The organism is Bradyrhizobium sp. I71, assembly GCF_022354745.1.
Taxonomy (GTDB): Bacteria; Pseudomonadota; Alphaproteobacteria; order Rhizobiales; family Xanthobacteraceae; genus Bradyrhizobium; species Bradyrhizobium liaoningense.
This window is the reverse complement of record NZ_CP059398.1, coordinates 6,958,947-6,981,297: the sequence shown is the minus strand read 5'-3', so window position 1 is coordinate 6,981,297 and position 22,351 is coordinate 6,958,947. Positions and strand designations below refer to the sequence as shown.

Annotated in this window: 20 protein-coding genes; 5 read left to right on the top strand and 15 right to left on the bottom strand. The window is 64.4% G+C overall.

Annotation, left to right across the window (positions count from 1 at the left end):
- Positions 1-22 precede the first annotated feature (22 nt).
- From FJV43_RS33050 to FJV43_RS33020, 7 genes are all read right to left on the bottom strand, one after another.
- Positions 23-940, bottom strand: a complete 918-nt coding sequence (locus FJV43_RS33050; protein WP_239623152.1) for an SDR family NAD(P)-dependent oxidoreductase — start codon at positions 938-940, stop codon at positions 23-25.
- Between the two features lie 228 nt (positions 941-1,168).
- Positions 1,169-1,648 carry a MaoC family dehydratase gene (locus tag FJV43_RS33045; protein ID WP_158669717.1) on the bottom strand — a complete coding sequence of 160 codons (480 nt, stop codon included), beginning with the start codon at positions 1,646-1,648 and terminating at the stop codon, positions 1,169-1,171.
- Positions 1,649-3,367: an AMP-binding protein gene (locus tag FJV43_RS33040; RefSeq protein ID WP_239623151.1), complete on the bottom strand. Its 1,719-nt coding sequence runs from the start codon at positions 3,365-3,367 to the stop codon at positions 1,649-1,651.
- A complete protein-coding gene (gene mmsB / locus FJV43_RS33035; RefSeq protein ID WP_239623150.1) occupies positions 3,367-4,257 on the bottom strand; it encodes a 3-hydroxyisobutyrate dehydrogenase in 891 nt (296 codons plus the stop codon). The genes FJV43_RS33040 and mmsB overlap by 1 nt, the downstream gene beginning before the upstream one ends.
- A 25-nt stretch (positions 4,258-4,282) precedes the next feature.
- Positions 4,283-5,350 (bottom strand): enoyl-CoA hydratase/isomerase family protein, encoded by a 1,068-nt coding sequence (locus FJV43_RS33030; protein WP_239623149.1) that lies wholly within the window; start codon positions 5,348-5,350, stop codon positions 4,283-4,285.
- Positions 5,347-6,492 carry an isobutyryl-CoA dehydrogenase gene (locus FJV43_RS33025; protein ID WP_239623148.1) on the bottom strand — a complete coding sequence of 382 codons (1,146 nt, stop codon included), beginning with the start codon at positions 6,490-6,492 and terminating at the stop codon, positions 5,347-5,349. Before FJV43_RS33025 ends, FJV43_RS33030 begins: the two co-directional genes overlap by 4 nt.
- 156 nt (positions 6,493-6,648) lie before the next feature.
- Complete coding sequence (locus tag FJV43_RS33020) at positions 6,649-8,145, bottom strand: CoA-acylating methylmalonate-semialdehyde dehydrogenase (protein WP_239623147.1); 1,497 nt, start codon at positions 8,143-8,145, stop codon at positions 6,649-6,651.
- A 101-nt stretch (positions 8,146-8,246) separates the two neighbouring features.
- Here FJV43_RS33020 and FJV43_RS33015 point away from each other — a divergent pair, with 101 nt between their 5' ends.
- Positions 8,247-9,155 carry a LysR family transcriptional regulator gene (locus tag FJV43_RS33015; protein ID WP_194387810.1) on the top strand — a complete coding sequence of 303 codons (909 nt, stop codon included), beginning with the start codon at positions 8,247-8,249 and terminating at the stop codon, positions 9,153-9,155.
- Positions 9,156-9,265: 110 nt separating this feature from the next.
- Here the strand turns inward: FJV43_RS33015 and FJV43_RS33010 are convergent, their stop codons facing one another.
- The gene (locus tag FJV43_RS33010) at positions 9,266-9,886 is read right to left on the bottom strand and encodes a TetR/AcrR family transcriptional regulator (RefSeq protein WP_239623146.1); all 621 of its coding nucleotides are present in this window, start codon (positions 9,884-9,886) and stop codon (positions 9,266-9,268) included.
- Positions 9,887-9,955: 69 nt separating this feature from the next.
- Positions 9,956-10,483 (bottom strand): PaaI family thioesterase, encoded by a 528-nt coding sequence (locus tag FJV43_RS33005; protein ID WP_239623145.1) that lies wholly within the window; start codon positions 10,481-10,483, stop codon positions 9,956-9,958.
- 153 nt (positions 10,484-10,636) lie between these two features.
- Between FJV43_RS33005 and FJV43_RS33000 the strand changes: the two genes are divergently transcribed.
- The 3 genes from FJV43_RS33000 to FJV43_RS32990 all read left to right on the top strand — a co-directional run bounded on the left by FJV43_RS33000 (position 10,637) and on the right by FJV43_RS32990 (position 14,207).
- On the top strand, positions 10,637-11,407 hold the full coding sequence (locus tag FJV43_RS33000; protein ID WP_239623144.1) for an enoyl-CoA hydratase: 771 nt from the start codon (positions 10,637-10,639) through the stop codon (positions 11,405-11,407).
- Between the two features lie 195 nt (positions 11,408-11,602).
- Entirely contained in the window at positions 11,603-12,799 is a 1,197-nt protein-coding gene (locus FJV43_RS32995) for an acetyl-CoA C-acyltransferase (RefSeq protein ID WP_239623143.1), read from the top strand.
- Between the two features lie 118 nt (positions 12,800-12,917).
- Positions 12,918-14,207: an MFS transporter gene (locus FJV43_RS32990; protein WP_239623142.1), complete on the top strand. Its 1,290-nt coding sequence runs from the start codon at positions 12,918-12,920 to the stop codon at positions 14,205-14,207.
- Positions 14,208-14,347: 140 nt separating this feature from the next.
- Here the strand turns inward: FJV43_RS32990 and FJV43_RS32985 are convergent, their stop codons facing one another.
- Positions 14,348-14,842, bottom strand: a complete 495-nt coding sequence (locus FJV43_RS32985; protein WP_239623141.1) for a hypothetical protein — start codon at positions 14,840-14,842, stop codon at positions 14,348-14,350.
- 155 nt (positions 14,843-14,997) lie between these two features.
- On the opposite strand from FJV43_RS32985, the gene FJV43_RS32980 reads away from it, so the two are divergent.
- The gene (locus tag FJV43_RS32980; RefSeq protein ID WP_239623140.1) at positions 14,998-16,467 is read left to right on the top strand and encodes an FAD-binding oxidoreductase; all 1,470 of its coding nucleotides are present in this window, start codon (positions 14,998-15,000) and stop codon (positions 16,465-16,467) included.
- Positions 16,468-16,474: 7 nt separating this feature from the next.
- On the opposite strand, the gene FJV43_RS32975 is transcribed toward FJV43_RS32980, so the two are convergent.
- The 5 genes from FJV43_RS32975 to FJV43_RS32955 form a co-directional block, all read right to left on the bottom strand.
- The gene (locus FJV43_RS32975; protein WP_239623139.1) at positions 16,475-17,128 is read right to left on the bottom strand and encodes a TadE/TadG family type IV pilus assembly protein; all 654 of its coding nucleotides are present in this window, start codon (positions 17,126-17,128) and stop codon (positions 16,475-16,477) included.
- The gene (locus FJV43_RS32970) at positions 17,128-17,661 is read right to left on the bottom strand and encodes a TadE/TadG family type IV pilus assembly protein (protein ID WP_239623138.1); all 534 of its coding nucleotides are present in this window, start codon (positions 17,659-17,661) and stop codon (positions 17,128-17,130) included. Before FJV43_RS32970 ends, FJV43_RS32975 begins: the two co-directional genes overlap by 1 nt.
- 37 nt (positions 17,662-17,698) lie before the next feature.
- Positions 17,699-19,108: a pilus assembly protein TadG-related protein gene (locus tag FJV43_RS32965; protein ID WP_239623137.1), complete on the bottom strand. Its 1,410-nt coding sequence runs from the start codon at positions 19,106-19,108 to the stop codon at positions 17,699-17,701.
- Between the two features lie 553 nt (positions 19,109-19,661).
- On the bottom strand, positions 19,662-20,255 hold the full coding sequence (locus FJV43_RS32960) for a hypothetical protein (RefSeq protein WP_239623136.1): 594 nt from the start codon (positions 20,253-20,255) through the stop codon (positions 19,662-19,664).
- A 251-nt stretch (positions 20,256-20,506) separates the two neighbouring features.
- Positions 20,507-22,204 carry a GMC oxidoreductase gene (locus FJV43_RS32955; protein WP_239623135.1) on the bottom strand — a complete coding sequence of 566 codons (1,698 nt, stop codon included), beginning with the start codon at positions 22,202-22,204 and terminating at the stop codon, positions 20,507-20,509.
- Positions 22,205-22,351 lie beyond the last annotated feature (147 nt).

Genomic DNA, 22,351 nt, shown 5'->3' with positions numbered 1-22,351 from the left:
GCGCCGATGACGGCGGCGGCCGTCAGAGCTTGATCCCCGCCCGTGCCGCGGCCTGCGCGACGTATTTCTGCGTCTGCTCGAAGGCGCCTTGCAGCGCTTTCGCCTTCGACATGTCGCTGATCTCTTCGAAATGCGCAGCGACCGCGTCCGGCGTCCATTCGGACTCCGGCAGGTTGATGCCTTCGCTCTCGAGAATCTTGATCACGGCGAAGGAGCCGGCCCCGGCGCCCATGATGGTGCGGGTCGGCGCGTCCTCGCTGAGCATGTACTCGACCGCCGGCGTGATCGCGTTCGGCTTCATCAGCTGCAGCGCCTGCGGCGGCAGCAGCTCTTCCGTCATGCGGGTCGCCGCCGTGGGCGAGATGATGTTCACGCGGATGTTGTTCTTGCGGCCCTCTTCCGCGAGCACGTTCATCAGGCCGACCATGCCGGACTTGGCCGCACCGTAATTGGCCTGGCCGAAATTGCCGTAGAGGCCGGACGACGAGGTGGTCAGCACGATGCGGCCGTAATTGCGGTCGCGCATGCCGGCCCAGGCCGCCTTGCAGCAATAGAAGGTGCCGACGAGATGCACGTCGAGCACCTTCTGGAAATCGGCGGCTTCCATCTTGCCGAACGACTTGTCGCGCAAAATGCCGGCATTGGCGCATAGGAGGTCGACGCTGCCCCATTCCTTGGTGGCGCGCTCGACCATGGCGGTGACCTGCTCGAAATTGGACACGTCCGCGCCGTCGGCCATCGCGGTGCCGCCGGCCTTGCGGATCTCCTCGACCACGGATTCGGCCGGCGACAGCGAGCCGCCGGTGCCGTCGCGCGCGCCGCCGAAATCGTTGACGACGACCTTGGCGCCGCGGCTGGCCAATCCCAGCGCGTGCGCCTTGCCAAGACCATTGCCCGCGCCGGTGACGATGGCGACGCGTCCGTCGAACCTGATTGCCATGAGTAAAGGTCTCTATCGTTCTTCCCTTCTCCCCTTGCGGGAGAAGGTGGCGCGAAGCGCCGGATGAGGGGTCTCTCTCGGCAGATGCGCTCGCGGAGAGAGACCCCTCACCCGCCTCGCGTTCCGCGAGGCGCCCTCTCCCACAAGGGGAGAGGGCGAACCCCGCTCTGGGTTGCCTTTTTGAGCAGCGATGGGTTGCCGGGTCAAGCCCGGCAACGACACGCGGTATCAGGCGAAATAGATCAGGCCGAGCCAATCCGCGACCAGCGCCGGCTTGTCCTCGCCTTCGATCTCGACCGTGACGTTGGTGCGGGACTGCAATTCGTTGGGCTTGCGCAGCTTGGCCTCCGCCAGCACGAAGCGGCCGCGGACGCGCTTGCCCGAGCGGACCGGTGAGATGAAGCGCAGTCGGTCGAAGCCGTAGTTCACCCCCATCGTGGTACCTGCGATGACGGGCATCACCTCGTAGGACATGATCGACAGCAGCGACATCGTCAGGAAACCGTGCGCGATGGTGCTGCCGAAAGCGGTTTCCTTCTTGGCTCTTTCAGGGTCGACGTGGATGAACTGGTGATCCTCGATCACGTCGGCATAGGTGTCGATGCGGGGCTGGTCGATCAGGTGCCACGACGACACGCCGATCTCCTTGCCGACCATGGCCTGATAGGCCTGAAGCGTAATCGGCGGCTTCTTCCAGACTTCGTTCACTTAGGTCTCGCTCCGTGTCTTTGCCAGCTCCGGAAACTCCTCCTCGCGGAATTCCCGGCCGCGCAGCGGATCGTCGCGATCATTGTCGCGTTCCAGCCGTCGTAGCTGGACGCGACGGATTTTTCCAGAGATCGTCTTCGGCAGTTCGGTGACGATTTCGAGACGGCGAATGCGCTTGAATGGCGCGAGGCGCGTGTGCAGATGTTTGAAGATGGAGAACGCGGTCTCGGGTGAACGCTCCGCGCCCGACGTCAGCAGCACGAAGGCCTTGGGAATGGCGAGCCGGATCGGATCCGGGCTCGGCACCACCGCGGCTTCCGCGACCAGCTCATGCTCCAGCAGCACGCTCTCGAGCTCGAACGGACTGATGCGGTAATCCGACGACTTGAACACGTCATCGGAGCGGCCGACGAAGGTGAGATAGCCCTCGTCGTCTTCGAACACGACATCGCCGCTGCGATAGAGCTCGCCCTCGGCGCCGGACAGTTTGCCGTCGTCGCTTTGATAGCCCTGCATCAGGCCGGCCGGGCGCTCAGTCCCGAGCACCAGCGTGACCTCGCCTTCCTTGGCCGGGTTCCCATCGGCGTCGCTGATCTGGACGCGATAACCCGGCAGCGGCCGGCCCATCGAGCCGACCTTGATCTTCTGGCCCGGCGAGTTGCCGGCGAGCGCCGTGGTTTCGGTCTGGCCGTATCCGTCGCGGATGGTAAGTCCCCAGGCCGCCCGCACCTGATCGATCACCTCGGGGTTCAGCGGTTCGCCCGCGCCGCAGACCTCGCGCAAGGCCACCTTGAACGATGCAAGATTCTCCTGGATGAACAGACGCCATACCGTCGGCGGCGCACACAGCGTGGTGACGCCGCAGCGGCCGATGGTGGCGAGCAGCGCCTTGGCATCGAAGCGCGGCTGGTTGACCACGAATACGGTCGCGCCCGCGTTCCACGGCGCGAAGAAACAGCTCCAGGCGTGCTTGGCCCAGCCGGGCGAGGAGATGTTGAGATGGATGTCACTGGGCTTCAGCCCGATCCAGTACATGGTCGAGAGATGGCCGACCGGATAGCTGCGCTGGCTGTGCCGCACCAGCTTTGGTTTCGCCGTCGTGCCCGAGGTGAAATAGAGCAGCATCGGGTCGTCGGCGTTGGTCGGGCCATCCGGCGTGAAGCCCTCCGGCATCTTGGCCGCCTCGTCATAGGCAAGCCAACCGTTGTCAGCGGCGCCGACCACGACGCGAACGACGTTCTCGGTGCCCAGGCTCGCGAACTTTGCGACCTGATCCTCGGCGGCCACCACCGCCTTCGCCTTGCCGCGATCGAGCCGGTCGCGAAGTTCGTCGGCGGTGAGCAGTGTCGTCGCGGGAATCACGACGACGCCGAGCTTCATCGCCGCCAGCATCGTCTCCCACAACGGCACCACGTTGCCGAGCAGCAGCAAAAGGTGGTCGCCGCGCTCGAGGCCCTGCGCGCGGAGGAAGTTGGCGACCTGGTTCGAGCGCTTCGAGAGCGCCGCGAATGACAGTTTTGTCTGCTTGTCCTGCGCGGCATCGACAATCCAGAGCGCGGGACGGTCCTTGCTGTCCGCATTCGCCGCCAGCTCGGCGTCGAACCAGTCGAGCGCCCAGTTGAAAGGAACCGGATCGGGCCAGCGGAATCCCTTGACCGCGGCCTCGTAATCCGTGCGGTGCTCTAGGAGAAAAGCGCGCGCTTCCTGGAATGTCGTCATCAAGCTTTCCCGGCCAGACTCCTAACGTGCTTGATAATTCCGGAAAAATCCACCCCACCCTGCCCGGCTGCGTCGAAAGACTGATAGATCTCCTGCGCATGCTTGCCGAGTGGCGTCGCCGCGCCTGCAGCCTTCGCGGCGTCCTGCGCCAGCGTCAGATCCTTCACCATCAGCGCAGAAGCAAAGCCCGGCTTGTAGTCGTTGTTCGCCGGCGAGGTCGGCACCGGTCCCGGCACCGGGCAATAGGTCGTCAGCGACCAGCATTGGCCGGACGAGGTCGAGGCGACGTCGAACAGCGCCTGGTGCGAGAGTCCGAGCTTTTCACCGAGCGCGAAGGCCTCGCTCACCGCGATCATGGAAATGCCGAGGATCATGTTGTTGCAGATCTTGGCGGCCTGCCCTGCGCCGGCGCCGCCGCAATGCACGATCTTCTTGCCCATGTTTTCAAGGACCGGCTTGGCAGCTGCGAACGCCTTCTCCTCGCCGCCGCACATGAAGGTGAGCGTCGCGCCCTTGGCGCCGCCGGTCCCGCCGGAGACCGGCGCGTCGACCGAGAGTACGCCGTGCTTGGCGGCCAGCGCATGCGCCTGCCGCGCGCTTTCGACGTCGATGGTGGAGCTATCGATGATCAGCGCGCCCTTGGTCATGGCTGGAACGACCTCGTTCCAGACGCCGAGCACGTGCTTGCCTGCGGGGAGCATGGTCACGACGACATCGGCACCCTTCACCGCGCCCGCGGCGCTGTCGGCAATGCCGGCGCCGTCGGCCTTGGCCTGATTGCGGGAGGCCTCGACGAGGTCGAACGCCACCACCTTGTGGCCTGCCTTGACCAGATTAGCGGCCATCGGGCCGCCCATGTTGCCGAGACCGATGAATGCGATCGTGGCCATTGTCGTTTCCTCCGCTGTCGCGTTGTTAGTTGAACTTCAGCTCGTCGGCGCCGATCTCGGCGAGATACGGCGCAAGCATCTCCGGCGTCACATCCTCGATCCGCGGCGGCGACCAGATCGGATTGCGGTCCTTGTCGATCACGGCGGCGCGCACGCCCTCGCGGAAATCGTCGCTGCGGAAGACTTCCAGCGCGGCGCGGTATTCGCGCACCAGGCACTCTTCCAGGTTCGACGCCGTGCGCGCAAGCCGCAGCAATTTCAACGTCACCACCATGCCGCGCGGCGATTTCTCGTTGAGCGTCTTCAGCGTCGCCTGTGCGAATTCGGAGCCCTCGCGCTTCAGCGCCGCGACGATATCCTCCATGCGCTCGAAGCCGAACAGAGCGTCGATGGCCGCCTGCTTTGCGGTCACCGGCCCGGCCGTCTCGCCCGTCGCAAAGCCATTGATGAGCTTGCTGACGTCGGCTGCGGTCGCGCCCCGACGGAGCTTGGTCAGCGCCTCGCGCAGCTCCGGCCATTTGGCCGCCGGCACCACGGCATCGGCGAACTTGGCGTGGATGGCGTCCGGCCCGTTCATGGTTTGCCCAGTCAGGCCGAAATAAGTGCCGATCTCGCCGGGCGAGCGCGACAACAACCAGGTGCCGCCGACATCGGGGAAGAAGCCGAGCCCGACTTCGGGCATCGCAAGCTTGGTGCGGTCGGTGACGACGCGGTGGCTGGCATGGCCGGAGAGGCCGACGCCGCCCCCCATGACGAGGCCGTCCATGAACGCGACGTAGGGCTTCGGATATTTCGCGATCCGCGCATTCATGACGTATTCCTGGCGCCAGAACCGCGCGCCGAGATCGCCGCCCTCGCGCGAGCTCTCCCAGAGGCCGCGGATGTCGCCGCCGGCGCAGAGGCCGCGCTCGCCGGCGCCTTCCAGGATGATCAGCGCGACTTCGGGATCGGTCTCGAACCGGTCGAGCGCCGCATCGATGCCGATGGACATCTCCAAGGTCATGGCGTTGATCGCCTTCGGACGGTTGAGCCGGATCACGCCCACTCCGCCCTCGCGGCGAACGATGAGATCGCCCTCCTCTGCCGAGCTCATCGCGCGCCCTCGATCAGCTTGCGCGCCACGATCAGCCGCATGATCTCGTTGGTGCCTTCGAGGATCTGGTGCACGCGCAGGTCGCGCACGATCTTCTCGATGCCGTACTCGCTGAGATAGCCGTAGCCGCCATGAAGCTGGAGCGCGTGGTTGGCGACCTCGAAGCCGACATCGGTGCCGAAACGCTTGGCCATCGCGCACAGCATGGTGGCGTCGGGGTCCTTGCGGTCCAGCGCTGCCGCGGCACGCCACAGGAAGGTGCGCGCGGCCTCGAGCTCGATCGCCATGTCGGCAAGGCGGAATTGCAGGGCCTGGAATTCGTCGAGGCGTTTTCCAAACGCCTTGCGCTCCTTCATGTAGGCGCGCGCCTTGTCGAGCGCCGTCTGCGCGCCACCGAGCGAGCATGCCGTGATGTTGAGGCGGCCGCCGTCGAGACCGGCCATCGCGATCTTGAAACCGACGCCCTCCTCGCCGAGGCGATTGGCCGCCGGCACCCGGGCGTTCTCGAACATCACCGCGCGGGTCGGCTGTGCGTTCCATCCCATCTTGCGCTCATTGGCACCGAAGGAGACGCCCGGCGTCTTGCCGTCGATGACGAGGGTCGAGATGCCGCCGGGGCCGTCGCCGCCGGTCCTGACCATCGCGACCAGGAGATCGGTGCCGCCGGCGCCGGAGATGAATTGCTTCTGGCCGTTGAGGACGTAGTGGTCGCCGTCGCGTACCGCGCGGGTGCGCAGCGCAGCTGCGTCGGAGCCTGCGCCCGGCTCGGTCAGGCAGTAGCTCGCGATCAACTCCATGGTGCAGAGCTTCGGCAGCCATGTGTGGCGCTGGGTGTCGCTGCCGAAGGCATCGATCATCCAGGACGCCATGTTGTGGATGGAGATAAAGGCCGAGGTGGTCGGGCAGCCCGTCGCCAGCGCTTCAAATATCAGCGCCGCGTCGAACCGCGTCATCGCGGATCCCCCGACATCGTCGCGGATATAGATGCCGCCCATGCCGAGCGTGGCGGCCTCACGCATCACGTCGACTGGGAAATGCTTCTCCTCGTCCCAACGCAACGCGTGCGGCGCGATCTTCTCCGCCGCGAACGCGAGCGCCATGTCGCGGATTGCAATCTGATCCTCGTTCAGAGCGAACTGCATGCTGCCGTTACTCTCTTGCCCCATCGTCATTGCGAGCGCAGCGAAGCAATCCAGGCTGCCTCCGCGGAAAGACTCTGGATTGCTTCGTCGCACCAGTGCAAAATTGCTACGCAATTTTGTCACGGGCTCCTCGCAATGACGGGCTGGGCTACAGCCTTACTTCATCAGCGGGATCGAGAACTCCGCACCTTCCTTGACGCCGGACGGCCAGCGCGAGGTCACCGTCTTGGTCTTGGTGTAGAAGCGGATCGAGTCCGGGCCGTGCTGGTTGAGATCACCGAAGCCGGACTTCTTCCAGCCGCCGAAGGTGTAATAGGCGATCGGCACCGGGATCGGCACGTTGATGCCGACCATGCCGACGTTCACCTTGGCCGCGAAGTCGCGCGCGGCGTCGCCGTCGCGGGTGAAGATGGCAACGCCGTTGCCGTAGTCATGATCCGACGGCAGCGCCAGCGCTTCCTTGTAGTCGTGCGCGCGCACGACCGAGAGCACCGGGCCGAAGATCTCTTCCTTGTAGATCCGCATGTCCTTGGTGACGTTGTCGAACAGCGAACCGCCGAGATAGAAGCCGTTCTCGTAGCCCTGCATCTTGAAGCCGCGGCCGTCGACGGCGAGCGTCGCGCCTTCCTTGATGCCGATGTCGATGTAGCTCTTGACCTTCTCGACCGCCTCGCGCGTGACCAGCGGACCGTAATCGGCCGACGGATCGATCGAGGTGCCGATCTTGAGCGACTCGACGCGCGGGATCAGCTTCTCCATCAGGCGATCGCCAGTGGACTTGCCGACGGGCACTGCGACCGAGACCGCCATGCAGCGTTCGCCGGCCGAGCCGTAGCCTGCGCCGATCAGTGCGTCGACAGCCTGGTCCATGTCGGCGTCGGGCATGATGATGGCGTGGTTCTTGGCCCCGCCGAAGCATTGGCAGCGCTTGCCGGTCTGCGCGGCGCGCTCGTAGATGTACTGCGCGATCGGAGTCGAGCCGACGAAGCCGATGGCCTTGATGTCGGGATCGTCGAGGATGGCGTCGACCGCCTCCTTGTCGCCGTTGACGACGTTGAGGATGCCGGCCGGCAGGCCCGCTTCCATCATGAGTTCAGCGAGCAGCATCGGCACGCCGGGGTCGCGCTCCGACGGCTTGAGGATGAAGGCGTTGCCGCAGGCGATCGCCGGGGCGAACTTCCACATCGGGATCATCGCCGGGAAATTGAACGGCGTGATGCCCGCGACGACGCCGAGCGGCTGGCGCATGGAATAGATGTCGATGCCGGGGCCGGCGCCCTCAGTGTATTCGCCCTTCATCAGATGCGGAATGCCGCAGGCGAATTCCGCGACCTCGAGGCCGCGCTGGATGTCGCCCTTGGCGTCGGGCACGGTCTTGCCGTGCTCGCGCGCGAGCAATTCGGCGAGCTTGTCGTAATCGCGCTGAACCAGCTCCACGAATTTCATCATCACGCGGGCGCGGCGCTGTGGATTGGTTGCGGCCCACTCCGGCTGCGCGGCGCGGGCATTCTCCACGGCGGCGCGGACTTCGGCCTTGGACGCCAGCGCGACCTTGGCCTGGACGTCACCGGTCATCGGCTCGAAGACGTCGGCAGTGCGGCCCGAGGTGCCCTTGACCTCCTTGCCACCGATGAAATGTCCGATTGAACGCATGGGATGATCTCCTTAGGCCGAGCGTGGTCGCTTTGACAAATCCTATCGACCTGCATTTTATAGGATTCAAGTCTGAGATATTGCACCATAGATGTGCGAAAATGCTGGATCAAGGCGCTATCGACTGGGACGACTTTCGCTTCGTGCTGGCCATCGTGCGGGGCGGCTCGGTCTCGGCTGCGGCAAAACAGCTCGGCGTCGACCATGCCACGGTGATCCGCCGCGTCGATCGGCTGGAAAAGCACCTGTCGGCCAAGCTGTTCGACCGGCGCAAGACCGGCTATCTCCTCACCGAGGCAGGCCAGCGCGTCGCCGACAGCGCCGAAGCGATGGAATCGACCATCGTCGCCAACCAGGAGCAGGTCGGCGGCTCGGTGGCACGGCTGACCGGAACGGTGCGGATCGGCGCGCCCGACGGGTTCGGCACTGCCTTCCTGGCGCCACGGCTCGCCCCCTTCGCCGACCGCTACCCCGATCTCGATCTGCAACTTGTGGCAACCGCGCGGCTGTTCAGTCTCTCCAAGCGCGAGGCCGATATCGCCATCAGCCTGACCATGCCGAAGGAGGGTCGTATCGTCGGCCGCAAGCTGCTCGACTACCGCCTCGGGCTCTATGCCGCACCAGCCTATCTCGACCGCTTTCCCAGGATCTCGTCACGGCAAGACCTGCCGCAGCACCGCTTCGTCGGCTACATCGAGGAGCTGCTGTTCACGCCGGAGCTCGACTATCTGCCGCAGGTGTCGCCGCGGATTTCCGCGCGCTTTCGCAGCGCCAATCTGATCGCTCAGCTCAATGCTACGCTCTCGGGCTTCGGCATTGCGGTGCTGCCGCATTTCATGGCGAGCGACCATCCGCAGCTTGTCGCAGTGTTGCCGGACGACATCTCGATCATGCGGACATTCTGGATGCTGATGCACGCCGACAGCAAGGACCTCGCGCGGATCAGAGCGGTGGCGGACTACATCAGCGAGATCGTCGAGCGCGAACGGACGCTGTTTGCGGGACGGTAGCGCCGCTTCCGTAGGTGGGCAAAGCGAAGCGTGCCCACCATATCAGTCGCGCGAGTAGACAGATGGTGGGCACGGCGCAAGAGCGCCTTTGCCCACCCTACGGCTGCCGACTAACTCTGCTTCGCCTTCTTCGCCGCAGGCACCTTCGGCTCGCGCTTCACGCCACCGAGCGCGCTATCCCGGCCTGCCTTCAGCACCTCGTCCGACAATTCGTTCGATCCGGCTATGCGCGCCAGCAGCATGGTGCCGGCCATCGTCGCCAGCGTCGCGATCGCCTGCTTGCGCGCGGCCTTGCGCGGCATGTTCGGGACATAGTCGGTCATCATCTCGATCATCTGGTCGAGCTTGCCGGCAAAGGCCTTGCGCGTCTTCGGGCTCTCGCGGGCGATCTCGGCGCCCAGCGCGGGGATCGAGCAGCCATGGCCGGGATTGTCGCGGTGCAGCGTGGACAGATAGCTTTCCGCGACCAGCGCCAGGCGCTTTTCAGGAGCGGCCTCGCCGGTGAGCTTGCGCCAATGCTCCATCGAGCGGTCCATGGCATAGCCAAAGGCCTCGATCACCAGCGCCTCGCGGGAATCGAAATGCGCGTAGAAGCCGCCATGGGTCAGGCCCGCCTCCTTCATGAGATCGGCAACGCCGATGCCGTGGGCACCCTTCTCGCGCAGCCGCACGGAGGCCTTCTTCACGATGCGGTCGTGGGTTTCCTGCTTGTGTTCCGGGGAATAGCGCATGCGGATCTCATTGGATGTCGAGAGTCATCTCATAGCACGCAAATGCCGGGATCGGTGCATTAATTCACGTTAAGTTGCGCCGATCATGGAAAAGGTTGCAGTTGCATGGACCGCCAGGGCCCCCTTGCCGTCGCGGACAAAGCCCTCGGTGTAGCTGGTCTGGCGTCCCAGCTTGATCACCTTGCCCTCGGCCGAGACCAGCCCGGAGCGAACCGACAGCGGGCGCAAGTAGGTCAGCTTCAGATCGAGGGTCACCGAGCTTTGCCCGGCCTCGAGCCGGGTGGAGATCGCACACCCCATGGCCGTATCGAGCAGCGCCGCTGCAGTCGCGCCGTGGAGGAGACCGATGGTGTTTTCGAGATCTTCGCGCGGCTCCAGTTCCATGACGATCCGGCCCGGCTCGACCACGGCCATCGTGAAACCGATCAGTTTCGCAAAGGGCGGCGGCGGCAGCCGGCCGTCGCGAATGCCGAGCATGGCGTCCATGCCCGACAGGCCCATTGCCACTTTCGCAACCGGCGCCGGCACCTGCCAGTCCACCACGCGCTCACGCCGCCGTTCAGGCGAAAACAGATCGAGTTGATCGAGATGGGTCATGACATGTCCCTTTGTATGATTATCATCATACTATGCCACGGACTTCGCGCTGGCAACTCGATCTCGCCTGCTTGACAAGCCGGGCGTTTCGGCCCGGAAGTGATCCCGACCAGTGCGCCTCGCACGCGTCCACGAAACCTTCGAGATGCCCCGATGGAAATGCTCAACAACCACTGCGGCGTGACGCGCGATGCGCGCGGCGTCGTTCATGTCGCGATCTGCAACGCCGGCCCGCTCAACATTCTCGGCTCGCCCGTCACCGAGGCCGTGCGCGAAGGCCTCCAGCAGCTCGCCTCCGACCGCAGCATCCGGGTCGTGGTGCTGCGCGGCCAGAGCGAGAAGAGCATGATCGGCGGCGCAGACATCAAGGAGATGGCCAAGCTCGACCCAAAATCCGCCGAAGCCTTCATCAGCCGCCTGCGCGATCTCTGCGAGGCGGTGCGCCAATTCCCTGCCCCGGTGATCGCACGGATGCCCGGCTGGTGTCTCGGCGGCGGGCTCGAAGTGGCGGCGGCCTGCGATTTCCGCATTGCCGCGCATGATGCGCATTTCGGCATGCCGGAGGTGCGCGTCGGCATCCCCTCGGTGATCCATGCGGCGCTCCTGCCGCGTCTGATCGGCTGGGCCCGCGCGCGCTGGCTGGTGATGACGGCGGAGAACATCGACGCCCCGACCGCGCTGGCCTGGGGACTGATCGACAAGGTCGCGCCGGAGGGCGAGCTCGATGCCGTGATCGAGCACATCGTGACGGCGCTGCTCGAATGCGGCCCCGAGGCGCTGCGATCGCAGAAGGCACTGCTGCGGCAATGGGAAGAACTGCCGCTGACGGAGTCGGTGAATCTGAGCGTCAAGGTGTTCGGCGAGTCGTTCCTGACCGACGAGCCGACGCGGCTCATGCAGGCATTTGTGAACCGGAAGCGGTAGGCCTGCTCCAAGAACGGCGTACTGGGTCACCCGCCCGCGCGGGTGATCACAGCGTGCCGTGAAGAAGCATCTCTTCACTCGAACGACCAAATCTCATCTGAATCACGACATTTTCTCATCCCTGGCGCGGTTGCATTTTTTGCGTCGCATCATATGATGACCATAATCTTACCCGTCATCGCAGGGAGTTCCGTCATGGCCGAAGCCGCCGATCCCGTCGTCATCGTCTCCGCCGCCCGCACCCCGCTCGGCCGTTTCATGGGCGAATTGTCGCCGCTTGCCGCCCACAAGCTCGGATCGCACGTGATCGGTGCGGCGCTGGAGCGCGCCAGGCTCGCACCCGAAAAGGTCGACGAGGTCTTCATGGGCTGCGTGCTGCCGGCCGGACAAGGCCAGGCGCCGGCGCGCCAGGCGGCGCGTGGCGCGGGTCTGCCCGATGCCACCGGCGCGACCACGGTGAACAAGGTTTGCGGCTCCGGCATGAAGGCGACCATGCTGGCGCACGACATCATCCGCGCCGGCTCGGCCGACATCGTGGTCTCCGGCGGCATGGAGAGCATGAGCAACGCGCCGTATCTGCTCGCCAAGGCGCGCGGCGGCTATCGCGTCGGCCATGACCGCATCATCGACCACATGATGATGGACGGGCTCGAGGACGCCTATGAGACCGGCCGCTCCATGGGCGATTTCGGCGAGGCCACGGCTGAAGCCTATCAGTTCACCCGCAAGGACCAGGACGCCTACGCCATGGAGACGCTCAGCCGCGCCCGCAAGGCGGTCGAGGGCGGCGCGTTCAAGGCCGAGATCGCGCCGATCACGCTGACCGAGAAGGCCGGCCCGCGCGTCATCGCCAATGACGAGCATCCGCTGAAGGTTGACCCCGCCAAGATTCCCGGATTGAAGCCGGCGTTCCGCGCCAACGGCACCATCACGCCGGCGGCCTCCTCCGCCAATGCCGACGGCGCCGCTGCGCTCGTGCTGACGAAGCGCTCGCTCGCCGATCGGGGCGGCCTGCCTGTTCTCGCCGAGATCAAGGGCCACGCCACTCACAGCCAGGAGCCGCAATGGTTCACCACGGCGCCGATTCCGGCGATCCGCAAGCTGCTCGACAAGGTCGGCTGGGCTGCCTCCGATGTCGACCTGTTCGAGATCAACGAGGCGTTCGCCGTGGTCGCGATGGCTGCGCAACGCGATCTCGGCATTCCCCGCGAAAAGCTCAACATCAACGGCGGCGCCTGCGCGCTCGGACACCCGATCGGCGCCACCGGCGCGCGGCTGATCGTGACGCTGCTGCATGCGCTCGAGGCGCAGAACCTCAGGCGCGGCATTGCCGCGCTCTGCATCGGCGGCGGCGAAGCCACGGCCATCGCGGTGGAGCGGCCGGCACACTAGCCGTCCGCGGAATGGCCGAAATCAAGGGAAGTCTGGCATTTCAGCCTTTCCTCGCCTGTGCCAGAATGTAACGATGACGCGGGTCTCCCGAGGGCTCGCAAACCAAGATTGAGGCCCAATGATCTCGAACTGGCTCGCGGCAGCGCTTTCTCGCCGCAACATTCACTATGGCTGGGTGATGGTCGGCGTGACCTTCCTCGCCGCGCTGATCAGCGCCGGCACGGTCGGCGCGCCCGGGGTGTTCATCGTGCCGCTGCAGAAGGAGTTCGGCTGGAGCACGGCGGAGATCTCCTCCGCGCTGTCGATCCGCTTCGTCCTGTTCGGGCTGATGGCGCCGTTCGCCGCAGCCCTGCTCAACCGCTACGGCCTGCGCAACGTGACGCTGGTCGCGCAGCTGATCGTGGTCTCGGCGCTCGTGCTCTCGCTGGGCATGACCGAGGTCTGGCAGCTCATCGCGCTGTGGGGCGTGCTGATCGGGATCGGCACGGGCATGACCGCCCTGGTGCTCGGCGCGACGATTGCCACGCGCTGGTTCGCAGCAAGACGCGGCCTCGTCGTCGGCATCATGACCGCGAGCGTCGCCACCGGCCAGCTCGTGTTCCTGCCGCTTTTGGCAAGCCTCACCGACCATTACGGCTGGCGGCTCGCACTCGGCTTCGTCTGCATCGCGCTCGGCGTGTCCGCGGTCGCCGTGCTGCTGGTGATGCGCGACCGGCCGAGCGACGTCGGCCTGCGCCCGTTCGGCGATGAAGGTACTGAGCCCCTGCCCGCCCCGCCGGTCAGCCACGGCACGATTACCGGCGTTGCGCTCGGAACGTTGCGCGATGCCTCGAAATCGACGGCGTTCTGGATCCTGTTCGCGACCTTCTTCGTCTGCGGCGCTTCGACCAACGGCCTCGTCCAGGTGCACCTGATCCCGATGTGCCTCGATTTCGGCATCCCGCAGGTTCAGGCGGCGAGCCTCTTGGCTGCGATGGGCATCTTCGACTTCTTCGGCACCATCATGTCGGGCTGGCTGTCGGACCGCTACGACAATCGCTGGCTGCTGTTCTGGTATTACGGCCTGCGCGGACTCTCGCTGATCTTCCTGCCCTTTAGCGACTTCTCGTTCTACGGCCTCTCCGTCTTCGCAATGTTCTACGGGCTCGACTGGATCGCCACAGTGCCGCCGACCGTGCGGATCACCGCGCAGAAATTCGGACCGGAGCGCGCCAATCTGGTGTTCGGCTGGATCTTTGCCGGCCATCAGCTCGGCGCCGGCGCCGCCGCCTTCGGAGCCGGCCTGTCCCGCACGGTGTATGAGAGCTACCTGCCTGCGTTCTTCATTGCCGGCGCGCTGTGCGTGTTCGCCGCGCTGATCGTGCTGGCCCTCTCGCGTCAGCCCAAGCCGCAGCCTGCGATGGCGTAGTATCTCATCGTGATGGTGACGCCGAACACGGCGGCGTCACCAATCCGCTCGAGCCGGTGAAACCTTCGAGCACCCGGCGCGTCGCTGAGGCGGAGAGCGTTTGCCGTGTATGGTAGATTGTGACGGCACGAGGATCGGCATCACTTCGAATCCTTGTTCAATTCGATCGCGACCTCCGACATCCAGGACCCCGGCGCCTCCATCAGGAAGGATTGATGATTGCTCTTGGTCTGGATCGTCACCAGCGCGGCCACCGTGTTTCCCTCGATTCGCGCCTCGATCAGGCCGTCCTTGTTCGTGCCGTAGACCTTGCCGCCCTGTCGATATTCGCTCTCGAACCAGTTGCCGGAAAGCTCCGTCCCGCTCTGCTCGATGTTCGCGGAGAGGACCATCCTGTACGCATCGCTTGCGCAGCGCAGATCGAGTGTCAACGACCGTCCCGGCCTGGTGACGTTGTATGCCACTTTGCAGCGGACCTTCTCACGCGGACCATCCGACGGCTTCATCGTACCGATACCCGACCATGCGCCGGCCAGGCTGTCGAACACCGGCTCTGCGCACAACGGGCTGATGCCGATAAGTACGAGGCAGGCCGCGCCGATGCCGATGCGCGCCGCCGGAAACTTCAATAGCATTCTGCCGATCCTGATTTGTAAAGTCTGGGCGCGTCCTACGCCCCAACAGCCGCGGGATGTTGACGAAGCTGTTTAGAAATGTTGCAAAGATTGCCTGAACGTTGCCGGGATCGGCACAACGAGTACACGCCAAGATGTACCCCAGGGGAAACAAAATGCCGGCTCCATCGTCCGCACCCATCATCCCGACCAATCCAGTGACCGCCGAGATGCGCGATGCGTTGCGCGCGATCGTCGGCGAGAAGGGATTTATCGAGGACGAGCATGGCAAGCAGCCGTTCGTGACGGATTGGCGGGGACTGCTGGTCGGCGGGGCCGGCGCCGTCGTTCGTCCCGGCAGCACCGAGGAAGTGTCGAAAGTGGTCCGGCTTTGCCACGCGCACGGCGTGGCGATCGTGCCGCAGGGCGGCAACACCGGCCTGATGGGCGGGGCCACGCCCTGGCCGGCGCACACCGGCATTGTGCTGTCGCTCGGCCGCATGAATCGCGTGCTGGATGTCGATCCCGTCGGCTATTCGATGACGGTCGAGGCGGGCTGCGTGCTGCAGACGCTGCAGGAGACCGCCAGCGAGCACGACAGGTTCCTGCCGCTCAGCCTCGGCGCCCAGGGCTCGTGCATGATCGGCGGCAATCTCTCGACCAACGCCGGCGGCGTGCAGGTGCTGCGCTACGGCAATGCCCGCAATCTCGTGCTGGGGCTCGAGGTCGTCCTGCCCAACGGCGACGTCTGGGACGGATTGCGTGCGCTCAAGAAGGACAATACGGGCTACGACCTCAAGCACCTGTTCATGGGCGCTGAGGGGACGCTCGGCATCATCACCAAGGCCGTGCTCAAGCTGTGGCCGGCGCCGAAGGACGTCAGCACCGCGTGGCTGGCGATCCGGGATCCACGCGCGGCGCTGGAGATCCTGTCCGAAGCGCATGCGGCATCCGAGGACAATGTCGGCTCCTGCGAGCTGATGAGCCGCGCCGCCATCGACATGGTGCTGCGCCACATTCCCGGCACCCAGGATCCGCTCAAGGCGGACACGCCATGGTATCTCCTGCTCGAATGGTCGTCTGCGCGCCCACGCCGGGATGGGACCGAGGGCATGTCCGAGAAGCTGGAGCAGTTCCTTGCCGACCAGCTCGAGGCCGGCCGCGTGCTCGACGCCGCGATCGCTCACACGGTCGGCCAGTCGCGCAACATGTGGCGGATCCGGGAGGGTGTGGCCGAGGCCTCCCGGGCCGAGGGTCCGGGGCTGAGCTATGACGTGTCGGTGGCGATCTCCAGGATACCGGACTTCATCGACAAGGGGACCAAGGCCGTGCTCGACATCCTCCCGACCATCCGCCCCTACCCCCTGGGTCACATCGGCGACGGCAATCTGCATTTCTCGTTCATGGGGCCGGTCGGCATGGATCAGCAGACACTGACCCAATACAAGGGCGCCATCACGCGGGCCGTGAACGACCTCATCACTTCCATGGGCGGATCGATCTCGGCGGAGCACGGCATCGGCATCGACAAGCTCGACGAGCTCAGTCACTACCGGTCGAAGACCGAGCTCGACATCATGCGCACCATCAAGCGCGCGCTCGATCCGCAGAACATCATGAACCCCGGCAAGGTGCTGCGCCTGTGACTGCCGATCAACAGGTCTTCTTCTGCAAATGCTCGACGCAGGTGCAGGTCTTGGTCGCCGGATATTTCACGTCGTAGTAGGGAAAGCTTGAGGTGGCCGGGCTGTTGGTCGAGCAGCGCGGGAACAGATAGTAGTTGTCGGACAGCTTCACGGTGCCAGCGATGGTGAAGCCGAGGTTGGGCGCGTAGTCATAGGTCACCTCGCTCAGGACGAGCGAGATGTTGGCGTTGGTGGTGCCGCTCGGCCCCGTGAACTTCGACAAGGTCATCGGGTCACCCTTCTTTCTCGCGCCCGTCGAGCTGGTCGACGTGCTCCATTGCACCGTCGCATTGCCGTTGCTGTCGGTCGACACGCCCGAGACCGTGATCGTCATCAAGGAGGTGCTGCCGCTCTTGGTCGGATAGGGAGCCATGATGGCGCTCGCAGCCGCGAGAATGCCGTCCATCTGAGACGAGGTGACGGCCGTGTTCTGCGTGACCATGTCGGCGACACTGTGCGCGGTCGCGCTGACCTTGACGTTCATCGAAAGGCCGGTAGCGAGCTCGACGCCGCCGACATAGAGCACCAGCATGAACGGCGCCACAATGGCGAACTCCGTCGCGGCGACAGCGCGGTCATCGGCGACCAGGTGCCGGGCGCGAGACGACAGGGCGGAGATCATCAGGAGGCTCCTGGCTCGTTCTGGAACGCGGCGGACGACATGATCAGCCGGTTGCCGTTGCTGAGGTTCGAGAGGTTGAAACCGAGCGGCCCGAGCACGACCGGCCAGACATACATGACGCGGAGCACGACGATATCGCCGGCATCGCCGGGGTCGTACTGCCAGGTATTGGTGACCTTGCCCGAGCTGTCGAAGGTCAGGGTCGGCATTCCCGTGTTCGTGGACGTCCACGAGGTCGCCACCTGCATGTCGACCATGAGGCCGCTGCAATTGAACAGGATCACGATCTGCTCGCAGACCTTCTGCTTGAAAGCCGCCTGCGTCATCTGTGCGGATTGAACCTGTCCGGTCATGACGAGGCGCGCCGACTGGCGCACGATGGTTTCGAGCGTCTGCTGCGCGAAGAAAACGAGGAACGTCTGGATCAGCGCGATGATGAGGGCGAGGAACGGCGCAGCGACCAGCGCGAATTCCACGGCCGTCGCGCCCCTCTTGTCCCGCGCGAAAGCCGTGCAGCGATTGCGGCGTCTCATGGTTGTTGCATCTCCCGGCCCCGTCATGGCGCTTTCTCTACTGCACGAGGCTGGCTGTGCTGGACGCGACCTTGATGAACAGGTCGGTCAGCGCATCGGAAATGTTCTTGCCGCTCTGAACACTTTTATAGAAACCAGGCGAGGCGCACGCCTGGAGGTTTTGCGCGATCTTGCCGGTTGAGGACTCAGGCTGGTTATACTTGTGGATCCAGTCCATGTACCATTTATCGGTTTTCTGGATGCCGGTATTGGGATCGGCGATGAGCTGTAGATACTCCGTGTAGAGGACGGCGATCTTGATGCCGCGGTTCTTGATGGTCGTGCACATCGTCGTGTCGAGCGGCTGCTGGCATCGATTGTTGGAGGCGAAGCTCGCGTTGGGGCAGGTCGTGGAAATCTTGTCTTCGACGCCGTCGGTGACGAGGAATACCACTTGCTGCGGCGTATCTCCCGCCGCGTTGCTCCCAAGCCCGGGCGTGGGCATGATGTCGTTGAGGCTCTTGAGCGCGCCTGCGATGTTCGTGCCATTGTCGGTCTTACAGTTGGTCTTCACAACGACGCAGTTCTGGTAGGCGACCGGCATCAGCGAGATGCTGGAAACCTTGGTTCCGGCGAGGGTCGGGGTGGTCAGCGTGGCCAGTGTGTTCAAACTCAAGTCGAACGTGTAGAGCGCCGCCTTGTAGGTGGTGTTGTTCAGCGCCGCCATGCACTGCATGACGCCCCCCGAGATGCCGGACTGCGGGCAGTTCGACCATGAATTGAGCAGCTGATTGACGGCATTTGTCACCAGATCAATCCGCAAAGTGATATTATTGTTTCGCGCGATCGCGAGGTTATCGTATTTCCCGCCGTCGTGGGCGATGTCGGTCTGATGACAAGCGAAGCCGCAATTCTGCGAGGCCGTTGCCGACTGATACGCGGGGGCGGTGTACTTGATGAGATCGCTAATGTCTTTCGCGGTCGCGCCGATCCCCATGGACGGCGAGTCATCCATCAGCAGATAGAAATTCATGTTGGGCGCGCTGGACGCCCGCGCTGTGGCGGATCCATTGACCTGCCAGGTCTGCTTGCCGAGAACACCGGGGAAATTGTTGATGGACTGCGCGGTGTAGGACACCGTGATCGTGCGAGCAAGACCGGTATCAGTGACGGTGACCGTCGGCGTCGGGACCGACGACAGGCCGGGAAGATTCGCCTTCGCAGCGAAAACGGCTTCCGCGGTCGCCTTGACGATGGCCGTGTCGCTCTGCACCAGCATCGCCGGCCGCACGGCTGCGATCGCGGCGGCGTCGGCGGCGGCGTTCAGCTGCTCGCGCTTACGCAAGGCCAGTGTGTAGTCGAGCGTCATGCCCAAAAGAAAGATGATCGGAACCATCGTGAGCGCGAAGATGATGGCGACGTTGGCCTTCCGATCACTCCCGAAACGGAGTACTGCGCGGCGGAGCATGACCTTCATCCTGATTGCCGTCGTTACGGCAAAAAACTTCCCTGAAATCTCGTGATGGGAGAGGCCGCAGCATGGCTGCGATCACCCCCATATCGCAGGCTGCAATATGGATTTGGCCTTCTTAATCAACACTTACGGGCGATCGACAAACATGGACCGCGACAAAGTGCGATGTATCGTATTGAGAAAGCATCATTAACGTCGCTTAAACGCGATCGCAGAGATCGACGGTTAACGGAATCATGCGCAAGGTGCCGACGGGTACACGACGTGCACCGGCAGACGAAGAGCGCGTCAGGCGCGCCTGGCGCGGGCGGCGGCTCAAACAAGCCCCCCGAAAACGCCCCCATGAACAGCTGTCGATGCAAAAAACGCCCTGATTGCCGGGCTTTCCGGGCCATGAATGCGCACCATCAAGCGGGCGCTCGATCCGCAGAACATCATGAATCCCGGCAAGGGTGCTGGGCCCGGCGCCAACAATTGGTCCAGCGTGGGAGGGTCGCAAAGATGTTGCGACCCGTCCGCGATCTGTCGAGCGTGGCGTTAGCTGTCCTCAAGCCACCGAACCGCCACGGGGATTGACGATCGTATACCCTCGCAATGAACGTGCGTGGATTCGCGTCGCGCGCCCGCCCGAGTTGGCGTCATAGGCCATCCAGACGTCGCCCCCCAGGTGCTGCTCCAGGACGAAAACGTGTCCTCGTCGCGCAGCAACCATTCCTGGTGCGGGTGATGTCCGCGGAAAGCGCAGCCAGTTGGACGCAAGATTCAATTCCGGCACAATCCGGCCAAACACGCGCAGGGCCGCGCCGCAGCCGCAGAAGGACGAAGGGCAACCGGCCGGACGGCCACCGACGATGCGAGCGTTGGAGACACCGGAGACGGTCGCCGACGTGGCGGTGCCCCCCGCATCAGTCACCGTCAGTTGCGTCGAGCGGTAGGCTTGCAGCGAGGACCTGGAAACCGGTGAAGATCTGGAAGCTGCTAAGGATCGCGAAGTCCGTTCGCGTCGTGTCTGCGAATACGAGAAGTCGCAGGGCATGGTGACATTACATTCAGGGGCTTGATGAATGCGATAAGGCCGTGCTTCCGAAGCGACAGAACCGAGGACAATGAAGAGGCACGCAGAAAATACTCGCTTGAACATTGCAAGGACTCCAAATGAGAGACCCTGCCCCGGATCATGAGAAACAAATACAGTTTGGCTGAAATGGGACTAAAGGCCGGCTGAAAACCGACTGCATTACGCGACACGGCCAGCAATCGTCATAGCCTACACGTAGCGGCCGAGATGATTAACTCGCAGCGCACGAATGCCCGCTCAGCGGGTCACGCTTGCGGCATGCAATCAAGTCAGATTCGCATTTGGAGCGTTGCGAAGGCAGAACCCGCTGCCGCTCACTGCATCATCGCGGCCGCGATCTTCTCCGCCGACATCAGGACCGGGAAGTTGGTGTTGGCGCACGGCACCACCGGGAAGATCGAGGCGTCGACGACGCGCAGGCCCTGCACGCCCTTGACGCGGCCCTGGCTGTCGACCACCGCCATGGGATCGTCGGCCCGGCCCATGCGGCACGAGCAGGAGGCGTGCCACACGCCGATGGTCGCCTTGCGCACGAAGGCTTCCAGCGCCTCGTCGTCGTTCATCACCTGGTCGAAGGTGAAGCCTTCCACCACGAAATTGTCGATCATGTAGTGACGCAGCGCCGCCGGCCCGTCCATCAAGGCTGCGGCGATCGTGGTGAGGATTCTGTTCCTGGTGTTGACCACGCCGATCTTGCGGACGCGGTCGGTGTAGGCGGCCGGGAACGGCTTGTCCGTCACCTTCCTGACGACGTCGCTCATCTGCACCGCCGCCATCTTGCGGAAGCCGCTCATCAGACGATCGAGGTCGCGCCGGTCGGACAGCAGGTTGAACTCGACGATCGGCTCTGCCGAGGGATCGCGCGAGGCGAGCTTGACCTGTCCGGTCTCGGAATAGGTCTTGTTGACGAAGGTCAGGAGCGAGCCGATCTGCGCGCCGACGGCGTGCCAGGCCGACTTGCTGATGACGACGACGAACATGTCGCCCTTCGGCACATCAGGCAGCCCGGACGAATAACGCAGGCCCAGCTGCATGTGACGCCTGGTATGCTCGTTCATGCGCGCGCCGCGCCGAACGAAGGACGACAGTGAGATCGAGGGATGATCCATCAGGCGCTGGCCGACGCCCGGCAAGCCCATCAGCACGGGAATGCCCATGTCCTTGAGGTGACCGACCGGGCCGATGCCCGCGCGCAGCAGATGCGCCGGCGAATGGATCGCGCCGCTGGAGAGAATGATCTCGCGTCCGCGGAATTCCTGCTCGCGTCCGTCAACCGTCGCCTTCACGCCGACGCAGCGCGTGCCTTCGAATAGAAGCTCTTTGACTTGCGTGTTGGTGGAGATCGTGAGGTTGGTACGCTTGCGGGTGTCGCGGTCGAGATAGCCCATCGCGGCCGAAACGCGCTGCTCGGCCTGGTTGGAATGCGTGACCGGAAAATAGCCGTCGACGAACTCGCCATTCTGGTCGGGCAGGAATTGATGCCCGGCCTGCTGGAAGGCTTGCGCGAACGCCTGCGAATGCCGCGTCCAGTGCTCCCGCGGGATACGGCGCACCGGGATCCGGCCGTCCTTGCCGTGATACGGTCCGTCGAAGTCGAGGTCGCGCTCGACCTTCTTGAAGAAGGGCAGCACCTCGGGCCACGACCACCCCTCGGCGCCCCGCGCCTCCCATTCGTCGTAATCGGTCGGCGCGCCGCGATTGGCCATCTGGCCGTTGATCGACGAGCCGCCGCCCAGCACGCGCGCCTGTTCGTATTTGCGTAAAGGGAGACGCGATTCGTTCGGATTGTTGTGACTAACGACCTGCGTCGTGACCTTGAGCTCGGTCCAGTGAAAGCGCGGATCGAAATAGGCCGTGCCGGGATAGCTGTCCCTGATCTCGGCCGGCTCGTTGCCGGGCGGCGTGTCCTGTCCGGCCTCGCACAGCAGGACCTTATTGGCGCTTCTTGCGGAGAGTCGATGGGCGAGCACGGATCCGGCCGAGCCGCCGCCCACGATGATGAAGTCGTACACGATTGGCGTTTCCTGTTGTTTTTGTTGGGGGGAGCTTAGCGCGGGATTGCGACGCGATGGAAGCTTGATTGCATCGCCATCAACTCGTCATCCTGAGGCGCTCGCGCAGCGAGCCTCGAAGGATGCACGGCCCCGATGCAGCCGGGC